The 14,690-nt window shown below is 63.5% G+C and carries 15 protein-coding genes; 3 read left to right on the top strand and 12 right to left on the bottom strand.

Translation table 11 applies throughout. The annotated features are described in order from the left end of the window. Positions 1–127 precede the first annotated feature (127 nt). Together OCK01_RS07105 and OCK01_RS07110 are read right to left on the bottom strand one after the other, a co-directional pair. Entirely contained in the window at positions 128–685 is a 558-nt protein-coding gene (locus OCK01_RS07105; protein ID WP_263823504.1) for a YceD family protein, read from the bottom strand. After that, entirely contained in the window at positions 682–1,230 is a 549-nt protein-coding gene (locus OCK01_RS07110) for a ubiquinol-cytochrome C chaperone family protein (protein ID WP_263823505.1), read from the bottom strand. Before OCK01_RS07110 ends, OCK01_RS07105 begins: the two co-directional genes overlap by 4 nt. A gap of 193 nt (positions 1,231–1,423) precedes the next feature. Here OCK01_RS07110 and OCK01_RS07115 point away from each other — a divergent pair, with 193 nt between their 5' ends. Further along, on the top strand, positions 1,424–1,945 hold the full coding sequence (locus OCK01_RS07115) for an outer membrane protein assembly factor BamE (RefSeq protein ID WP_263823506.1): 522 nt from the start codon (positions 1,424–1,426) through the stop codon (positions 1,943–1,945). A gap of 74 nt (positions 1,946–2,019) precedes the next feature. On the opposite strand, the gene OCK01_RS07120 is transcribed toward OCK01_RS07115, so the two are convergent. The 5 genes from OCK01_RS07120 to OCK01_RS07140 form a co-directional block, all read right to left on the bottom strand. Further along, positions 2,020–4,152, bottom strand: coding sequence for a sodium-translocating pyrophosphatase (locus tag OCK01_RS07120; RefSeq protein ID WP_182826628.1), 2,133 nt, complete (start codon positions 4,150–4,152; stop codon positions 2,020–2,022). A gap of 162 nt (positions 4,153–4,314) precedes the next feature. Next, positions 4,315–5,553, bottom strand: coding sequence for an MFS transporter (locus OCK01_RS07125; RefSeq protein WP_263823507.1), 1,239 nt, complete (start codon positions 5,551–5,553; stop codon positions 4,315–4,317). A gap of 9 nt (positions 5,554–5,562) precedes the next feature. Further along, on the bottom strand, positions 5,563–6,042 hold the full coding sequence (nusB, locus tag OCK01_RS07130; protein WP_263823508.1) for a transcription antitermination factor NusB: 480 nt from the start codon (positions 6,040–6,042) through the stop codon (positions 5,563–5,565). A 3-nt stretch (positions 6,043–6,045) separates the two neighbouring features. Further along, entirely contained in the window at positions 6,046–6,492 is a 447-nt protein-coding gene (gene ribH, locus OCK01_RS07135) for a 6,7-dimethyl-8-ribityllumazine synthase (protein WP_182826630.1), read from the bottom strand. A gap of 121 nt (positions 6,493–6,613) precedes the next feature. After that, a complete protein-coding gene (locus tag OCK01_RS07140; RefSeq protein WP_263823509.1) occupies positions 6,614–7,114 on the bottom strand; it encodes a cupin domain-containing protein in 501 nt (166 codons plus the stop codon). A 164-nt stretch (positions 7,115–7,278) separates the two neighbouring features. Here OCK01_RS07140 and OCK01_RS07145 point away from each other — a divergent pair, with 164 nt between their 5' ends. Then, entirely contained in the window at positions 7,279–7,755 is a 477-nt protein-coding gene (locus OCK01_RS07145; protein ID WP_263823510.1) for a hypothetical protein, read from the top strand. Positions 7,756–7,909: 154 nt separating this feature from the next. On the opposite strand, the gene OCK01_RS07150 is transcribed toward OCK01_RS07145, so the two are convergent. From OCK01_RS07150 to glyA, 5 genes are all read right to left on the bottom strand, one after another. Next, on the bottom strand, positions 7,910–8,518 hold the full coding sequence (locus OCK01_RS07150; protein ID WP_263823511.1) for a riboflavin synthase: 609 nt from the start codon (positions 8,516–8,518) through the stop codon (positions 7,910–7,912). 17 nt (positions 8,519–8,535) lie between these two features. Then, on the bottom strand, positions 8,536–9,636 hold the full coding sequence (ribD, locus tag OCK01_RS07155; RefSeq protein WP_263823512.1) for a bifunctional diaminohydroxyphosphoribosylaminopyrimidine deaminase/5-amino-6-(5-phosphoribosylamino)uracil reductase RibD: 1,101 nt from the start codon (positions 9,634–9,636) through the stop codon (positions 8,536–8,538). 3 nt (positions 9,637–9,639) lie between these two features. Further along, positions 9,640–10,119, bottom strand: coding sequence for a transcriptional regulator NrdR (nrdR, locus tag OCK01_RS07160; RefSeq protein ID WP_137158238.1), 480 nt, complete (start codon positions 10,117–10,119; stop codon positions 9,640–9,642). Positions 10,120–10,263: 144 nt separating this feature from the next. Then, positions 10,264–11,694 carry an adenylate/guanylate cyclase domain-containing protein gene (locus OCK01_RS07165; protein ID WP_263823513.1) on the bottom strand — a complete coding sequence of 477 codons (1,431 nt, stop codon included), beginning with the start codon at positions 11,692–11,694 and terminating at the stop codon, positions 10,264–10,266. Between the two features lie 129 nt (positions 11,695–11,823). Next, positions 11,824–13,113, bottom strand: a complete 1,290-nt coding sequence (glyA, locus tag OCK01_RS07170; RefSeq protein ID WP_182826635.1) for a serine hydroxymethyltransferase — start codon at positions 13,111–13,113, stop codon at positions 11,824–11,826. Positions 13,114–13,371: 258 nt separating this feature from the next. On the opposite strand from glyA, the gene OCK01_RS07175 reads away from it, so the two are divergent. Beyond that, positions 13,372–14,685 carry a glycosyltransferase gene (locus OCK01_RS07175; protein ID WP_263823514.1) on the top strand — a complete coding sequence of 438 codons (1,314 nt, stop codon included), beginning with the start codon at positions 13,372–13,374 and terminating at the stop codon, positions 14,683–14,685. The last annotated feature ends 5 nt before the right edge of the window (positions 14,686–14,690 follow it).

Below are 14,690 nucleotides of genomic sequence, written 5' to 3' on the forward strand. Positions count from 1 at the left end.
TCCCTATTAGCCCAAGGCCTGGGCCTCGGCCATTGCGGCCAAAATAATGCTTTCGGCCCCACTTACAACCCCCATGAAGATCCCTTCGGATCTCGTCGCAACCGGGATCGCCACGTGGCCTCGCCGCTTATTTGTCGAGCTTCATGGATTTGAGCACCGCGAACGGAGAAGGTTTCTTGTCCTCTGCGGCGGTGGATTCGATCCGGTCGGAAAAAGCCGCCCCCGGCTTGCGCGGATAGGGGTCGAGCCCCATCGCGGCGAGTTCGGCCACCAGCGCGCCGATGTCGATCGCATCGCCGGAAAAGGTTTCCGGCAGATCCGGACCGTCGGGATCGACGATCAGTTCGCCTTCGTCATTGGCGGGCATGCGCGCGAGCGCGGAGCCTTCCGGAACGAAAATCTGGTCGATCTCCTCGGCGAAGTCGCTCTCGACCGGCTCGAGAGTGACGACGCAGGACTGGGTCACCCGACCGCGCAATTCGCCGAAGACTTTGACGCCGTCCTTCTTCCACCGGCGCAGCTTCAGATCGGCGCTCAGCGCATCGACAGACAGCACCCCCCACAGCGCCGCGAGCGCGGTGAGTTCACGGGCGTCGGCCTCGACATGCACCTCGATGGGATTGTGCGACACATGGCCGACCTTCACCTTGTAAGAAAAGGGCGCGTCGTTGGGTGATTTGCTCATACTGCGTCTCCAGCCGCCGACGGGATCCGAGCCTCGCCGCGCAGCACTGTTTCGGCCGGCGCGGTTTTGAGATCGCGCTCGGCGGCGATCATATAATCGGCGAGCCAACGCATGGAAAGCGCCGTATCGGTGGATTCAGGGTGTAAATTCCGTTTGAGCGCCGCCTCCAGCGTCGAGGCGTCTCCTGCGTCGAGCGCCGCACCATAGGAATCGACCCTGCCGTAAAACATCTGGGCGAGCTTCTTCAGCCGTTTCGGCACGCCGTGATCGCCGACGCCGAGCTCGCGCATCGAGTGATCAAGATCCTCGAAGAAGGCGTCCGCCACATATTGGGCGATGTCCTTGGCTTTGCCGCCGATCTCGGCGGTGCGACGGAAATAAAGAATCATCAGCAGCGAAATCACTTCGAAACGGCCGATCACCGTATCCGGCGCATTGCCTTGAAGATAGAAGTCCGGCCTGCGGCCGGCGTCGGTCAGCAGGGCGTATTGCCGGAAGGCCGCGTCGCGCTCTGGGTTATTTTTGCGAAACAGGCTGAAGATCATCAATTTGCCCTGATTTGGCTTTGTGAAATCGGATACGAGGGACAGACGCCATGTTGCATCCTGCTGAAAGCTGGTTTACCGAAGCAGGCATGAAATGCAATGGCGTTGGCTTATGTGGCGACCGGATCGGCGCTTCGCCAGATGTCGAAGCTGATTGTCGCGAATGCCCGCCCTCGGGTCATGAGCTTGGGAGATGTCGTTGAAAATGCAGATTCAGCAAGGCCGGGCGGGGAAGACGGCGAGCGTGGTCCTTGCGGTATTGATGACGACCGTGGCGCTGTCGGGCTGCCAGACCAGCGAAATCATCAAGAACGGCTATGTCGTCGACGAGCAGACGCTGGCGCTGGCTCCGGTCGGATCGAGCCGCGAGCAGGTGCTGCTGTCGCTCGGAACGCCTTCGGCGACCGCGACCTTCGACACCGAAGTGTTCTACTATATCTCGCAGGAACGCACCCGCGCCGCCGCCTTCATGAAGCCTAAGCTGGTCAATCAGTCGATCATGGCCGTCTATTTCGACAAGGGCGGCGTCGTCTCACGCATCGCCCATTACAAGCTGCAGGACGGCCGCGTCTTCGACATGATATCGCGCACCACGCCAACCGGCGGCACCGAAATGACCTTCCTGATGCGCCTGCTGCGCGGCGGCATCAACCCTGGCCAGCAGGTCCAGCAGATGCTGGGCGGCGGCACGAATACGCAGGGCAACCCCTACTAAGAATTGTTCGGAACTCCGAAACGACAGAAGCCGCGCAGGTCATGCGCGGCTTCCTTGTTTTCAGGCGCCCTTCTTCAGGCCAGCACGGCCAGCAGCAGCAACGCGACGATGTTGGTGATCTTGATCGCCGGGTTGACGGCCGGGCCGGCGGTGTCCTTGTAGGGATCGCCCACCGTGTCGCCGGTCACCGAGGCCTTGTGCGCGTCCGAGCCCTTCATGTGGCGCACGCCGTCCTTGTCGACGAAGCCGTCTTCGAAGCTCTTCTTGGCGTTGTCCCAGGCGCCGCCGCCCGAGGTCATCGAGATCGCCACGAACAGGCCGTTGACGATAACGCCCAGCAACGAGGCGCCGAGGGCCGCGAAGGCGGAGGCCTTCGACCCCGAGATCAGCAGCACGCCGAAATAGACGACCAGCGGCGCGAGCACCGGCAGGAGCGACGGGATGATCATTTCCCGGATCGCGGCGCGGGTCAGCATGTCGACAGCGCGGCCGTAGTCGGGCCTGTCTCGACCTTCCATGATGCCCGGCTTTTCGCGGAACTGCCTGCGCACTTCCTCGACGATCGAGCTCGCGGCGCGACCCACGGCCGTCATGGCGATGCCGCCGAACAGATAAGGGATCAGGCCGCCGAAGATGAGGCCCGCGACGACATAGGGGTTGGAGAGATCGAAGGAGATCTGCCCGACATCGGCGAAGTAGGGATATTGCGCGGAATTGGCCGCGAAATATTGCAGGTCGTTGGAGTAGGCCGCAAACAGCACCAGCGCGCCGAGACCGGCCGAGCCGATCGCGTAGCCCTTGGTGACCGCCTTGGTGGTGTTGCCGACCGCATCGAGCGCATCGGTGACCTTGCGGACATCGGGCGGCAGATGCGACATTTCGGCGATGCCGCCGGCATTGTCGGTGACCGGGCCGAAGGCGTCGAGCGCCACGATCATGCCGGCCAGGCCGAGCATGGCGGTGACCGCGATGCCGGTGCCGAACAGTCCGCCGAGCTGATAGGTGGCGATGATGCCGCCGACGATGACGATCGCCGGCAGAGCGGTCGATTCCAGCGACACGGCGAGGCCCTGGATGACGTTGGTGCCGTGACCGGTGACCGAAGCCTGGGCGATCGAATTGACCGGGCGCTTGTTGGTGCCGGTATAGTATTCGGTGATGACCACGATCAGCGCCGTCACCACGAGGCCGACCAGGCCGCAAAGGAACAGGCTGGTTCCGCTGATCATCGCGCCTTCCTTGCCGAAGTCGCCCCAGCCGACGGTGAGCGACGTCGCCGCCGCGATGGCGACGACCGACAGGGCGCCGGTGGCGATCAGGCCCTTGTAGAGCGCGCCCATGATATTGTTGGACGGGCCGAGCTTGACGAAGAAGGTGCCGGCGATCGAGGTGAGGATCGATCCGGCGCAGATCGCGAGCGGATACATCATCGCGCTTTCAAGCGCCGGCGTGCCTGCGAAGAAGATCGCGGCCAGCACCATGGTCGCGACCACGGTGACGGCATAGGTTTCGAACAGGTCGGCCGCCATGCCGGCGCAATCGCCGACATTGTCGCCGACATTGTCGGCGATGGTGGCCGGGTTGCGCGGGTCATCTTCGGGGATGCCGGCTTCCACCTTGCCGACGAGGTCGCCGCCGACATCGGCGCCCTTGGTGAAGATGCCGCCGCCGAGGCGGGCGAAGATCGAGATCAGCGACGCGCCAAAGCCCAGCGACACCAGCGCGTCGATGACTTCGCGGCTGCCGTCCTCATGGCCGAGGACATCGGTCAGGATGAAGAAATAGACCGCCACGCCGAGCAGCGCGAGACCGGCGACGAGAAGGCCTGTGATCGCGCCCGACTTGAAGGCGATGTCGAGGCCGGCCGCCAGGCTGCGCGAGGCCGCCTGCGCCGTGCGCACATTGGCGCGCACAGACACATGCATGCCGATGAAACCCGCGGCGCCCGAAAGAACCGCGCCGATGAGAAAGCCGAAGGCCGCCGCGGCCGACAGCAGAAAAAAGGCAAGAATGAAAACGGCGACGCCGACAATGGCGATTGTGGTGTACTGACGCGTCAGATAAGCCTGCGCGCCTTCACGAATATAGCCTGCAATTTCCTGCATGCGAGCGTTGCCTTGATCGGCCGCGAGGACCGTCTGCGTCGCCCAGATCGCATAGGCCACGGACAGAAGTCCGCAAACTATGACGCCAAACATGATGCTCATTCCCAGTTTCCTCCACAGTGACGGCGGATGGGATATCCGCCGGCCAGGAAACGGGATCGACTACTCCCCTCGTCGGCCCCGCTCCTTTCGACCGGGGGAGAGTGCGGCGCGACTTTCTGGACGTCAAGGGTCCGGCGCGAGGCGAAGCTTCGAAAGAGAAAATTAATCCTTGGCGGAAAGCGCCGGGCGGCCCGTCCTGCCCTGGATCGCCAGCAGCGTCAGCCCGAGAATCGCCAGAGGCCAGACCGGGAGAATCATCGCGTCCCAGCCGAAACGGGCGAAGATCTGACCCGAGGCGAAGGACGACATGGCCACGGTGGTGAACAGGATGATGTCGTGATAGGCCTGCACCTTGTCGGCTTCGCTTGGACGATAGCTCGACGCGACGATCGCCGTGGAGCCGATGAAGCCGAAATTCCAGCCGAAGCCCAGCAGCACGAGCGCGCCCCAGAAATTCCACAGCTCGATGCCCATATGCGCGATGGCCGCGCACAGCATCAGGATGGCGAGCCCGCAGGCGACGATCTTTTCGGCGCCGAAGCGCTTGATCAATGCGCCGGTGACGAAGCTCGGCCCGAACATCGCCAGCACGTGAAACTGGATGCCGAGCGTGGAGTCATCCGTCGAATAGCCGCAGCCGACCACCATGGCCAGCGGCGCGCCCGTCATCATGAACGTCATCAACGCATAGGAGGAGACGCCGCAGAACATGCCAGTGAGGAAGCGCGGCTTCAGCACGATATCTGAAAGCGGTCGAGCCGGTTCGGCGTTCGGCGCATTCTTGTCATGCACCGGCGGCAGTTTGAGGAAGGCCAGAATGCAAGCAGCAAGGAGCCCCATCGGCGCGAAGGCGGCGAAGGCGCCGGCAAACAGCACCGGCTCGAACAAATCCTTGGCGGCGATGGCGATCTGCGGGCCCGCCACCGCCGAGACGATGCCGCCAGCGAGAATCCAGGAGATCGCCGAGCCCTTGTAGAAGGACGGCGACGCGTCGGCGGCGGCGAAACGAAACTTCTGGGTGAAGCCGCCCGAGACGCCTGTGAGCGCCAGTCCCGCCACCATCAGCCAGAAATTGCTCTGGAAGATCGCGACGGCGGCGATCAAGCCGCCGAAAGCCGTCAGGAGCGCGCCGATGATGAAACTGAGTTTGCGGGCGAGGTAACGCGACAAGATCGCCACCACGATTGTGCCGATTGACACGCCGATGTTGAAACCGGTCAGCGGGGCCGTGGCGAGGGACTTGTCGTCTCCGAGGATCTGATAGGCGGCAAGCCCGCCCATCGCAAAGGTGATCGGCGGCGCGGACCCCAGGATCGCCTGGGCGGCGGTGAGCAGAAACACATTGCGCCGGGCAAGGCCCAGTTCTTTTTCCAGACCTTCCACCGGCGCCATGGCTGACATCCCTATTCTTTACTTCTTGTCGATCCGCAGCTTGCGGGCGACGGCGTCGAGGACGGCGTTGACCAGCTTCGGCTCTTCTTCGGCGAAGAAGGCGTGGGCGATCTCGACATATTCGTTGACGATGACGGGCGTCGGCACATCCTTGCGCTCGATGATCTCGAAGACGCCGGCGCGCAGGATAGCTCGCAGCGTGGCGTCGAGCCGCGACAGCGGCCAGCCTTCGACGAGCGAATCCGCAATCACCGGATCGAGCGCGCGTTGATCGCGCACCACGCCCGCCACGATCGAGCGGAACCAGGACGGATCGGCCTTGAGATACTGATCGCCGTCGAGCTCCTGGCCGAGCCGGAAATTCTCGTATTCGGCCACGATTTCCAGCACGCCGGTTCCGGACAACTCCATCTGGTAGAGCGCCTGGACGGCGGCGAGGCGAGCGGCGCCGCGCTGATTGGCCGGCTTGACGTCCGGTGTCTGGTTATCGCTGGACATGGATCAGCCGCCGAACTTCTTCTTGAGATCGATCATGGTGAGCGCGGCGCGGGCCGCGAAGCCGCCCTTGTCCATGTCGGAACGGCGAGCGCGGGCCCAGGCCTGATCCTCGTTTTCGACGGTCAGGATGCCGTTGCCGATCGGCAGGCTTTCGCTGACCGTGAGATCCATGATGGCGCGGCAGGATTCGTTGGAGACGATGTCGAAATGGTAGGTCTCGCCGCGGATGACCATGGCGAGCGCGACGAAGCCGTCATACTCCGTGCCGCCGGCGTCGGCGCCGTCGAGCGCCATGGCGATGGCCGCGGGGATTTCGAGCGCGCCGGGAACGGTGACCACGTCATAGGTGGCGCCGGCTTCCTTCAGCGCTTCGGTCGCGCCTTCGAGAAGGGCGTCGGCCATGTCGTCATAGAAACGGGCTTCAACGATCAGCAGATGCGGATTGGACATTGTTTCCTCGGAATGGGGGCTTTGGCCGTCTCGCGGCGGATTTTTCCGGGTCAAACCACGACGGCGCGCGAATGGCAAGCAAATTCAGGTCGGCATCGCCAAACAGGAGAAAAACCGGCCTTCATTCCGCTCCGGGCTCGCCGTCCCAATAGTCGATGTCGCCGTCGCTGACGCGGATCCGGCGAAAGCCGGCCTTGCCGTCGGCGCCTTTAGCGCGCGCGAGGAACTTGCCGGAATCGGGATATTCGCAAATCTCCAGGTCAGCCATACTGGAGATGGCGAGGTAGCGCAGCGGCGTCTCGCCGGTGTTGATGATCTGATGCGCAGTCTCCGGCCCGCCCGCCGGCGCCGCGAGAACATCGCCGGCTCGGAAAGGATAGCGCTGTTCGCCGAAGCGATAGACGCCCTCGCCTTCGAGGATCACGAACATCTCGTCTTCGGCATGATGGTTGTGAAACGGACAGCCCGATTTGCCTGCGGGCACCTCCGAATAGCAGCAGCCGAGCGAGGTCAGGCCCATCAACGCGCCGAGACGGGCGTCCCGGGATCGGTAGAACTCGCCTTTGGCGAAGGGCTCGGTCCGTGCTTCGGCGAGCCGGACCACTGGATTGATGTCGGACATATATTCCTCTTTGCGCTGACAGCACCGGGCCGAGCCGGCGCGTAGAGACAATAGAACCGATGCAGCCGCGCGAGAAACCCTAATTTTTTATGAAACAATCAGGGAGTCAGATCGTTGGACCTTTGCAAACGAAAGATTTGCAGGAAACACGAAAGGAAACAGACATGGCGAAACTCACCAATCTCGTCCTCGCGTCCGCCCTGGCAATCGTCGTTCCGGCGGGAGCCGCAATGGCCGGCGACGCATCCAAGAGCTCCGACGGAGCCGGCAAGATGAACTCCGGTTCGTCGGTCAAAACCGGCCAGTCGCAGGGCTACAACGAGGAAGGCGTGATCGACCCGACCACCAGCGGTTCCGTCACCAACTCGACCAGCGGCGCAATGTCGGGCGGTACCATGCTCGGCGCGAGCGATCTCAACTCGTGGAGCGGCGAAAACGTCTCCGTCGTCAAGCTCGACACGATCACCGATGAAAGCCGCCGCAGCCATCTCGAAGGCGCCAACGGCGGAGCAGAACTCCAGTCGGCCATGACGTCGAACAGCGCGATCAAGAGCAAGCTCGACGCCCAGAACATCAACGCCGACGATGTGGTGGCCGCCGAACGCGGCGCCGACGGTCAGCTGATCGTCTATGTGCGCTGACGGCGCGCATAAAACCCACTCAGGGTCTTCATCGAGCCTCCGCTAATTTTGCGGGGGCTTTTTCGTGTCCGCGTCCCTTCTGGCGAGCGACGAGTTGCACCGAAGCCCCCTGACGTTGAAGAAATGCTGCGGCGTCGTAATTTTCAGGCTGCGCTCAGTCCTTGAACTCCGCAAGCCGCGCAGCATAACGGGCCATGGTGTCGACTTCGAGATTGAGCTTGTCGCCCGCCTTGCGGTCGCCCCAGGTGGTGACTTCCTGGGTGTGACGGATGATCAGCACGTCGAAATCAGTTCCATCCACCTTGTTGACGGTGAGCGAGGTTCCATCGAGCGCCACCGAACCTTTGGGCGCGATGAACTTGGCGTAATCGCGCGGCGCGCGGATGGTGTAGCGGGTGGCGTCGCCTTCCTGGGCAACCGCGATGATTTCGGCCATGGCGTCGACATGGCCCGAGACGATATGGCCGCCGAGTTCGTCGCCGATCTTCAGCGCCCGTTCGAGATTGAGCCGCGTTCCCACGCCCCAGACGCCGGCCGTGGTGAGCCGCAGCGCTTCTTCCCAGGCCTCGACCTCGTGCCAGGCTTCATTGGCGCCGGCGTCGGGCAGGAGCGTGACGGTAAGGCAGACGCCGGCATGGGCGATGGAAGCGCCGATCGCGATGGTCGCAGGATCGTAATGGGTGGCGACGCGCAGCCGAACGCCTTCATTGAGCGGGGTGACCTCGGTGATTTCGCCGATATCGGTGACGATGCCTGTGAACATGATGCCCCTCTTACGCCTCAGCGCGGATCTGATGTTTCGGCCCTGATATAGTCGGCCAGCCAGTCCGCGCCAAGCGGCTTGCGGGACCTGAGATGGAAGCTCGCGGGAACGGTCTGTTCGGTCAGCGGCGACGGCACGCCGCCCTCGCCCACGACAACCGGCGATGTGAACAGAAGAATGCGGTCGGCGAGGCCAGCGCCGAGAAAATCCGTCGCGACGCGCGCGCCGCCTTCGACGATCAGCGATGATATCCCGCGACGGCCGAGTTCATCGAGCAGCGCGCCCAGATCTGAGGCTTGCAAGACTTCGACGCCTGCATTTTCCAGCGCCGCGCGGCGGGCGGCGAGATCAGGGGCATCGGCTCGATTGGTGACGGCGATGACCGGCACGGCGCGCGCGGTGGTCGCCAGTCTGGAACCAAGGGGCAGTTCCAGTCGGCGGTCGAGAACCAGACGGATCGGCGAGCGATGCTCCTCGCCGGGAAGGCGGCAGGTAAGCTCGGGATCGTCGGCCATGGCCGTGCCGGAGCCCACCAGAATCGCGTCGCTTTCGGCGCGCAGCAGCTGGGAGCGGGCGCGGGCTTCCTTGCCGGTGATCGCCACCTGGCCCTCGCCGCGCCGGCCGATCATGCCGTCGGCCGATACTGCAAGCTTCAGAATCACTTGCGGACGTTTGTTGCGCTGGCGGTGGAGATAGGCTTCAAGCACCGCGTGAGCTTCGTCGGCGCCGACGCCCGAGACGACCTTTATGCCGGCCGCTTCTAGCATGGCGAGACCGCGTCCCGAGACCCGTTCGTCCGGATCGGTAATCGCCACAACGACGCGAGCGACGCCAGCCGCGATGAGGGCTTCGGCGCAAGGCGGAGTCTTGCCGTGATGCGAACAGGGTTCGAGCGTGACATAGGCAGTGGCGCCGCGCGCCTGCTCGCCGGCTTGCTTCAGGGCTTCGGTTTCGGCATGCGGGCGGCCCGAGGCGGCGGTGACGCCGCGACCGACGATCTCGCCATCGCGGACGATCACGCAGCCGACGGAGGGGTTGGAGCCGGTCAAACCGAGATGACGACGCGACAGCGCCGCCGCCTCGGACATAAAGCGCTGATCATCCGCCGGCGATGACATGGGTCAGCGGTCCTCGGCGGGATCGCGGGCGATCTTGGCGGTGATCTGGGCGATTGCGGCGGAAAAATCCTCGATATGGGTGAAATCGCGATAGACCGAGGCGTAACGCACGAAGGCCACGTCATCGAGGCTCTTCAGCGCCTCCAGCACCTGCAAGCCGAGATCCTCGGAGCTGATTTCGTTTTCGCCCGAGCTTTCGAGGCGTCGAATGATGCCGGAGACGGCGCGCTCGATGCGGTCGCGATCGACGGGCCGCTTGCGAAGCGCGATGTCGAAGGAGCGCACCAGTTTCTCGCGCTCGAACGGCGCCTTGCGGCCCGACTTCTTGACCACCATCAATTCGCGCAACTGCACGCGCTCGAAGGTGGTGAAGCGCCCGCCGCAATCGGGGCAGATGCGCCGGCGGCGGATCGAGGAGCCGTCCTCGGCAGGACGGGAATCCTTCACCTGCGTGTCTTCGGAATTGCAGAACGGGCAGCGCATGTCACTTCACTCATCATCTTGTGCGTCGGAGGCGACGCAGTCCCGAGATAGCGGTCCGAGCGCCCGGCGACAAGGGGCAAGCGCGACCAACGCGCAGGAAGCGGTGGTCAACACTGTGTGCAACGGACGCGGCCTCGTCGCCGATCACGCCGTCCAGACATCCGCCGCCTCGCTGCGTCCTTTGAGGACCAGGCCCTGATGAAACTGCATGCGGCTGCGATAGCCGTCTCGCATGGCCTGATCGCTCACCGCCTCCATGACGGCGCTGCTGAAGACGATGCGGCAGGACAGCGCGCGGGTGGCCGCTTCCAGCCGCGAGGCGACGTTGACGGTATCGCCGAGCATGGCGAACTCCATGCGCCTGTTGTTGCCGACATCCCCCAGGATGACCGGACCATAATGCACGCCGACGGACAGCCGGATCGGCTCCAGCCCGCGCCGGATCCGCCCTTCATTGAGAGCCACGATCCTGTCCTGCATGGCGAAGGCGGCGGCAATGGCGTTGCCGGCGTCATCGGGCGAGGTTTGCGGCGTGCCGAAGCTCGCCATCAGCCCGTCGCCCATGAATTTGTCGAGCGTGCCGTGATGGGAGAACACCTCTTCTTCGAGCGCCGCGTGAAAATCCCGGAGCATGGCGATGACGTCGTCCGGACTGCGCCCTTCGGCGAAGCGCGTGAAGCCGACGATATCGGCGAAGAGCACCGCGACATTCTGGGATCGCACGCCGCCCATCGGCTGATTTCTGTGCGCCAGCTCCTCGACCATCGACGGCGCGAAATAGCGGGAGAGATTGGCGCGTTCGGAGGCCAGGCCCGCCTGGCGGATGAGCAGCTTGCTCATCCGCTGCGATTTGAGGCCGAGAATATAGGCGACGAGCACAATCACCACCGCTTCCTGCACCCGATTGTGGAATTCGACGCTGTTGGGATCAAGCGTGGCGAAGACGCGGTCGTAGCCGACCAGCGCGCTCCTCACCCGGTCGGACAGTTCCGGATCGACCGTCCCGAACAGCATGACCGCGACCACGCCCGCCAGCCAGATCAGAGCAGCGGCCACACCGATGCTGTGGACCGTGCGCCAGCTGTAGGCCAGCGATCCCCCGGCCAGGAAAATGAAGAAATAGACGAAGCCGTCGAAGCGAAATTGAAAGGCTGTCGGCCACTGCTCGGCGGCGAAGGGGTTGGGAACCGTCAAGGTCAGCGTCAGGAGCAGAATATCGGCCATGATCAGCGCCATCTCGAGATGCGACTGGCCGACTTTGGCGACCCGCAGCTGCGCCATGCCGATCAGCACAAAGATGAGCAGCAGAACCTCGTAATAGAGCACCTCGACGCGAGGGTTGACGTAGACGAGCAGCACGGCGGTGATCGCAAGCGCGACGGTTCGCGCCCATGTGGCGATGCGCTGCCCCTCCATCTTTTCGATGCGCAGCGCTTCGGCGAGATGCGGATTGCTCGCGGCCATTTTCTCTTCGGCGATGCGCGTGTTCCACGGACGCTCGGCCCAGAGGGCGGACAGGCGCGTCCTCAAGGTCGGCCCGCGCGATGTGTTCAGTTCGATCGAATTCAGGTCCACGCTCGCCCCCTGTTTCAGGCAAGTCTAACATCCGCGCCCGAAGGCGTCATCTCACAGGCGAACCGGACATGAAAAAACCCTCCCCGCGAGCGGAGAGGGTTTGCGCAGTTCGACCTTCGCCGGACCGTCTTACATATAGGGATACATCGGGAAGCGGTTGGTGAGTTCAACCACCTTGCCGCGCACCGAGGCTTCGACGGCGGCGTTGCCTTCGTCGGAATTGGCGACCTTCAGGCCGTCAAGCACTTCGACGATCAGGTTGCCGATTTCCTTGAATTCGGCTTCCTTGAAGCCGCGGGTGGTGCCGGCCGGCGTGCCCAGGCGAACGCCCGAGGTGACGAAAGGCTTCTCCGGATCGAAGGGAATGCCATTCTTGTTGCAGGTCACATAGGCGCGGCCGAGAGCCGCCTCGGCGCGCTTGCCGGTGGCGTTCTTCTTGCGCAGATCGACCAGCATCAGATGGTTGTCGGTGCCGCCGGAGACGATGTCGAGATTGTGGCCGATCAGCGTCTCGGCCAGGGTCTTGGCGTTCTTGACCACCTGGGCGGCGTAGTCCTTGAATTCCGGCTTCAGCGCTTCCCCGAAGGCGACGGCCTTGGCGGCGATGACATGCATCAGCGGACCGCCCTGCAAGCCCGGGAAAACGGCCGAATTGAACTTCTTAGCCAGATCCTCGTCATTGGTGAGGATCATGCCGCCGCGCGGGCCGCGCAGCGACTTGTGGGTCGTCGAGGTCGCGACATGGCAATGCGGGAACGGCGACGGATGCTGGCCGCCCGCCACGAGGCCGGCGATATGGGCCATGTCGACCATCAGATAAGCGCCGACCGAATCGGCGATTTCGCGGAAGCGCTTCCAGTCCCAGATGCGGGAATAGGCGGTGCCGCCGGCGATGATCAGCTTGGGCTTGTGCTGCTCGGCCTTGCGGGCGACGTCTTCCATGTCGAGCTGGTGGTCTTCTTCACGCACGCCATAGGAGACGACGTTGAACCACTTGCCGGACATGTTGACCGGCGAGCCGTGGGTCAGGTGGCCACCCGAATTGAGGTCGAGGCCCATGAAGGTGTCGCCGGGCTGCAGGAGCGCCAGGAACACGGCCTGGTTCATCTGCGAACCGGAATTCGGCTGGACGTTGGCGAAGTTGACGCCGAACAGCTTCTTGGCGCGCTCGATGGCGAGTTCTTCTGCGATGTCGACGAACTGGCAGCCGCCGTAATAGCGCTTGCCCGGATAGCCTTCGGCATATTTGTTGGTCATGATCGAGCCCTGCGCCTCGAGAACGGCGCGGGAGACGATGTTTTCGGAGGCGATCAGTTCGATCTCATGGCGTTGACGGCCGAGTTCCTTCTCGATCGCGCCGAAGATATCGGGATCGGAATCGGCAAGACTACGGGTGAAAAAGGCGTCGTTCGCGCTCATGTCTGTCTCGTCTTTCTTGGGCTCGGGATGACCTTATACCGTCGTTCCGCCGGACCGGTTCATCGCCGGCGAGCCGCGGGTTTCGGGCTGCCACGGTCTTAGCGATTGCGGCGGGCCGGGGCAAGACGGATTGCGGCGGCGAATGCCATGCTTGCGCCGCAGCCGCCGCTCCGCGACGGTTTCGCGGCTTTCGCGACCGCCTTGACAGCAGGATCCTTTCCGCAAATGGTGCGCGCACTTTCATCCAGGGGATTTCCCGTGACGACAGACGCGCCTCCAAAAGCCCGCCGCATCGAAATCTTTTATTTCGACGCCGGCGGCGGCCATCGCAATGCGATGACGGCGCTGAGCAAGCTGATCGAGAAGACGCATTCGGATTGGACCGTCGTTCCCGTCGATCTGCAGAAGCTGCTCGAACCGATCGACCCCGTCCATCGGCTGACGCAGAAGATCACCGGCTCGCTCAAGAAGATCCTGCTTCCGGTCGCCCCTCGCCTGCCGATCGCGCCGATCCAGGCGCAGGACATCTACAACAATGCGCTCAAGCGCGGCGCAACGCGCGGGCTCGGCACGATCCTGCCGATCCTGCAGGGCTTCATCCGTCGCTTCTCCGCCGAGATCGAACGCCTGCTCGTCGAGCGCTGGCGGGTGGAGCCGCGGCCGGATCTGGTGATTTCGGTCATTCCCAACTTCAACCGCGTCATGCATCGGGCGCTGCAGACGGTCGACGCCTCCATTCCCTATCTCACCGTCATTACCGATCTGGTCGACGTGCCGCCGCATTTCTGGATGGAGGATCAGGCGCAGTCCATCGTTTGCGGGACGCCGAAAGCCGCTGATCAGGCCCGCGCGACAGGCTTCTATCGCGAGACGGATATCCACGAAGTCTCGGGCATGATCCTGAAGGAGCAATTCTACCTGCCGCCCGCCCCGCATGCGCTGACGCGCAGCGATCTCGGCCTTGCCGAGGGTCGTCCTACCGCGATGATCATGTTCGGCGGCAACGGCGCGCGACGGGCGACGATGACCATTCTCGAACAGCTCGACAAATCGCCTTCGGGCATCCAGTCGATCGTGATGTGCGGCAAGAACGCCGCGCTCAAGAAGGCGCTGCAGGGGCGGCCGAACTGCTGCGCCGTCGGCTTCGTGCAGACCGTGCCCGACTATCTCCGGCTCGCCGATTTCCTGATCGGCAAACCCGGCCCCGGCAGCATCAGCGAGGCTGTGCATCTCGGGCGCCCGGTGATCGTCGAAGGCAACGCCTCGACCATGCCGCAGGAGCGGCCCAATCTCGACTGGATCCGCGACAACGGCGTTGGATTGGTGGTCAAGAGTTTCAGGCGCGATCTTGCGGCCGCCGCAGAAGACATGCTGTTGCGGTTCGATGAGTTGAAAGCCAATATCAGTCGCAATATTCCCGAAAACAGGGCAGTATATGAAATCGTCGACATCATAGCGTCACTTATGCAAGACGTCGGCGACGAACGAAATGCTGCGCTCGAATCCGGTTTCGAGGCAGTGAGGCCAAGAAAAGATGGAACCGTTCCGGACACCGGACGTTGCGCTGACTAACTGGT

This window comes from Rhizobium sp. TRM95796 (assembly GCF_025779995.1).
Taxonomy (GTDB): Bacteria; Pseudomonadota; Alphaproteobacteria; order Rhizobiales; family Rhizobiaceae; genus Rhizobium_E.

Bases quoted from the DNA above. Each gene is read 5' to 3' on its own strand.
- OCK01_RS07105 (WP_263823504.1), bottom strand. From the start codon at position 685: ATGAGCAAATCACCCAACGACGCGCCCTTTTCTTACAAGGTGAAGGTC.
- OCK01_RS07110 (WP_263823505.1), bottom strand. From the start codon at position 1,230: ATGATCTTCAGCCTGTTTCGCAAAAATAACCCAGAGCGCGACGCGGCC.
- OCK01_RS07115 (WP_263823506.1), top strand. From the start codon at position 1,424: ATGTCGTTGAAAATGCAGATTCAGCAAGGCCGGGCGGGGAAGACGGCG.
- OCK01_RS07120 (WP_182826628.1), bottom strand. From the start codon at position 4,152: ATGAGCATCATGTTTGGCGTCATAGTTTGCGGACTTCTGTCCGTGGCC.
- OCK01_RS07125 (WP_263823507.1), bottom strand. From the start codon at position 5,553: ATGTCAGCCATGGCGCCGGTGGAAGGTCTGGAAAAAGAACTGGGCCTT.
- nusB (WP_263823508.1), bottom strand. From the start codon at position 6,042: ATGTCCAGCGATAACCAGACACCGGACGTCAAGCCGGCCAATCAGCGC.
- ribH (WP_182826630.1), bottom strand. From the start codon at position 6,492: ATGTCCAATCCGCATCTGCTGATCGTTGAAGCCCGTTTCTATGACGAC.
- OCK01_RS07140 (WP_263823509.1), bottom strand. From the start codon at position 7,114: ATGTCCGACATCAATCCAGTGGTCCGGCTCGCCGAAGCACGGACCGAG.
- OCK01_RS07145 (WP_263823510.1), top strand. From the start codon at position 7,279: ATGGCGAAACTCACCAATCTCGTCCTCGCGTCCGCCCTGGCAATCGTC.
- OCK01_RS07150 (WP_263823511.1), bottom strand. From the start codon at position 8,518: ATGTTCACAGGCATCGTCACCGATATCGGCGAAATCACCGAGGTCACC.
- ribD (WP_263823512.1), bottom strand. From the start codon at position 9,636: ATGTCATCGCCGGCGGATGATCAGCGCTTTATGTCCGAGGCGGCGGCG.
- nrdR (WP_137158238.1), bottom strand. From the start codon at position 10,119: ATGCGCTGCCCGTTCTGCAATTCCGAAGACACGCAGGTGAAGGATTCC.
- glyA (WP_182826635.1), bottom strand. From the start codon at position 13,113: ATGAGCGCGAACGACGCCTTTTTCACCCGTAGTCTTGCCGATTCCGAT.